At 37.7% G+C, this 3,722-nt stretch carries 1 protein-coding gene and 1 pseudogene; both read left to right on the top strand.

The genetic code is table 11. The features are described 5' to 3' along the window. Positions 1-181: 181 nt before the first annotated feature. Positions 182-3,436 (top strand): autotransporter Pta, encoded by a 3,255-nt coding sequence (gene pta, locus AACU98_RS06340; RefSeq protein ID WP_161735705.1) that lies wholly within the window; start codon positions 182-184, stop codon positions 3,434-3,436. A gap of 106 nt (positions 3,437-3,542) precedes the next feature. Then, positions 3,543-3,722, top strand: a pseudogene (locus AACU98_RS06335) (hypothetical protein); the annotation flags it as partial.

Genomic DNA, 3,722 nt, shown 5'->3' with positions numbered 1-3,722 from the left:
ATTGTTTAATTAAACTATTAAGTTGTGATTTGTTAGGCAATCTATCTATTTTTGTGGTTTAGCTTCGTATATTTGAGAGATCCCTCAAGTAATTATTGTTATAAAAAAGAGAGGATCGCTACGTCTTTTGTTTTTATTCCTTAATTAATGTTATCCCTTTCAACATAACAGAAGGTACAGAATGAACAAAGAAATAGCTTTAAGTCACCATCCCATTAATCAGAAAAAAAATACCACAAACTCTCTATTTCAACTCTCCCTTATTACTTCGGCACTTCTTTTTTCTGGCTATGCTGTTGCATATTCAGAAGTTGGACAATTAGGTAATAAACAAAGTTGGGAAAGCCCTGAATATCAAAAAGACTGGGGGCTTGCAGCCATGAATGCCTCTAGTGCTTATGCTCTGGGTTTTCATGGTCAAGGTGCTAAAGTTGGGGTGATGGACTCTGGTGCACTGCTCTCACATCAAGAGTTGAGTGGATCACGCTTTCATGCAGTAAAAGCCAAAGGTGAATATGGCTCTACAGGAATGCGCTATCCACAAGAAATGGGCGGACATTATGAAAAAGGCCAAGTCTTTGATGTTGATGGTAATTGGATCAAAGGGGTGAATGATACCCATGGCACACATGTCACTGGTACTGTGGGGGCTAACCGTGATGGTAATGGTATGCATGGTGTGGCGTGGGGGGCTGATATTTATTTAGGGAATACTGGGGCAACAGACAGCAATAACTATGGCCCTTATCAAGACTATACCTATTTCTATACTGGCTGGAAAGCGATGGTCGATGCGGGTGCGCAAGTGATTAATAATAGCTGGGGGACTAACCCGCGTATTATTAATACAGATAAAACAGAGGGGCCTGATGGTGGTAATACCACGATACATATGCCTGTTAACACCACGGCACAGACAGAATACGAATATTTCTACTTTAAAAAAGTCTATGGTGATAAACCTTCCTTTGTTGATGCTGCTTATGATGCAGTTAAAGGAACGAATGTTGTTCAGGTCTTTACAACGGGTAATCGCGACTTTGCTCAACCTTATTATCGTCCTCTTTATCCTTATTTTAATCCCGAAGCCGAACAGCATTGGATTGCGGTGGCAGGATTGAAGCAAAATGCGGATAACACCGGTTATGTATTAGAAAAAGTCTTCAATGAAGCGGGTAATGCAAAATGGTGGACAGTGGTTGCACCGGGTCGAAATATCTATTCTACAGTGGTTGATAAAGAGGGAAATCCAGGTTGGGATACCTTTAGTGGTACTTCAATGGCAGCTCCTCATGTGACGGGGGCGATGGGAGTATTAATGTCTCGTTATCCTTCCATGAACGCCATTCAAGTTCGTGATGTCATGTTCACTACCGCTAACCATCGTGATCCTGATGGCTCTTTATATGAGAGCTGGACGGCCGCAGAAGGTACTCCTGATGTACGTTATGGGTGGGGAACACCAGATTTAGATAAAGGGATGTATGGTCCGGGTCAATTGCTAGGTAAATTTGAATATAACCTAAATGCGACACTGCTTGATGTGTGGACTAATGATATTTCCCAAACAGCTTTAGATCTACGTAAGCAAGAAGATCTCGCATGGTTGAAAGAATATACCGAAAAAGGTATTGCGGCAGGAGGTGATTATCATCTCGGTACTGATTTTGTGATTAATGATGGCAATCCTGATCCTACATCGCATATTGTTAGCCAAGAAGATGCTGAAAAATGGCGTCATGAATATTACCAAAAACGCGCTGATGCTATTCAAGCTAAAATTGATGCTGGCTTATATGATGGTGCTTTGGTGAAGCGAGGCGAAGGTACGTTAGTCATGACGGGAAATAATAGTTACCGTGGTGGTACAACTGTCGAACAAGGTACTTTATATGGCTTTAGCGGATCTTTTGGGACACAAGCCGTCAATGTTAATGGTGGGAAATTAGGTATTATTGAGCGTTATAACGATACTTTTACTCAAAAAGGCCAATTAACCTCAAACCAAAACCATAAAGTAAACATTAATATTAATGATAAAGGTCGTTATTTAGTGACCGCAGGACACAATGTTAATATTGGTAACTTAGTGCTTAATCAAGGAGCCGATATTGATGTGGGGGCGGATAATGTTGGGCAACTAAAAGATATTTATCTTAATAATAGTGTTGTTGTCGGTGAGGTGAATACAGATAGTTTAGTTGATAATCGCACTAAAACGAAAATGTTAGCCAGTAACCGTGTGGTTGCAGATCCTGCCACAACCACTACTGTCACCAATGATGATTATGCTTTATTTGATAAACATATCACGATAACAGATAAAACCATCAGTGGTAGTTTAACTAAGAAAGAAAATACGACTTTAGCCACCTTTGCTGATAATGAAAATGGTCGTGCTATTGCTAATGCATTAGATAATACAGGGAATGGTGAGCTATTTAATGCTGTATTACCGATGAATGAAAATGATCTGAAAACCACTTATCAATCATTGGGTAGTGATATGTATTTAAATGCCAATAATGCCAGTATTGTTAATGTATTGGGTTTAACTCGTACAGTGAAAGATCAGGCTATTGGTATCGGTGATGGTCGCCATGCACAACTAGGTAATAGTAATGCGCGTATTTGGATCAGCGGCATGGGTCAGTGGGGTAAGACGGATTATGGCCACAGTGATATGGATGTTGATTTCTATGTTGGGTTATTAGGTGCTGAAATTGATGTTACTGAAAATACTAAAGCGGGTCTATTTTTCGGTGCAGGCTCCACCAAATATAAAGGTAATCAATATGGAAAGATAGATAGTAATGATATTCATATTGGTGCTTATGGGATCTCTAATCTTTATGATGTTGCCTCATTAAATTATGGATTTACACATACAAACCAAGATAGAGATGCAAAAAGAACACTCTGGATAGGACAAACTGCAGGTTATGACTCAACTAGTTACGATGCGAAAATTAGTCAATTCTTTTTAGAAGGTGCTTATACTCAATTGAATACTAGCCAGTACTCAATTGAACCTTATGCTGGATTTAGTTGGTTAAGAGTATCCACTGATAATATCAATGAAAATGTGGGTAATATGAAGTTTACCACTAAAACAGATGCACAAGATATTCAAGTTGCTACGGTTGGTTTACGTGGTGGATATCCATTTATGGCAGGCAATATTAATATGGCATTAAAAGGTGATATATCAGCAAGCCATCTGTTTGGTGATAATCGCCCTGAATCACGTCTATGGTTATCCAATTCAGGTGAGGCATCACTACGAGGTGGTAAACTAGATAATTTATTTGGTGTTGGTCTAGGTGTTGATGCGCAGTTATGTAAATCAACCACTTTCGGTATCTCTTATCAAGGTCAATATAATAGTGATATCAATTCGAGTGGTATTAATGCAATATTGAAAATTAATTTCTAAACCTTATTTGTTTTTTGATATTTATAGCCCTTAGTAATAAGGGCTTTTTTTTGTATGAATATGTAGATAAATAAAAGATAGTTTTACTATGAGATAAGGAGTTTTTATGCATATAAAAAATAATTTTGATAGCGTTACTTCAATAAAAAAATACGATGAAAATATAAAAGAGAAATACCAAATAAAAAATAAAATCAATGATGTGTTAAATACGCTTTCAAGTCTTTATATTGAAAGGGAAAAGATTACTTTACTATCTAAAATATCATTTTTTATAAAGAGTATT

Source organism: Proteus sp. G4380 (assembly GCF_963885725.1).
In the GTDB taxonomy this organism is placed as follows: Bacteria; Pseudomonadota; Gammaproteobacteria; order Enterobacterales; family Enterobacteriaceae; genus Proteus; species Proteus mirabilis.
This window is presented reverse-complemented; position numbering and strand designations above follow the sequence as displayed.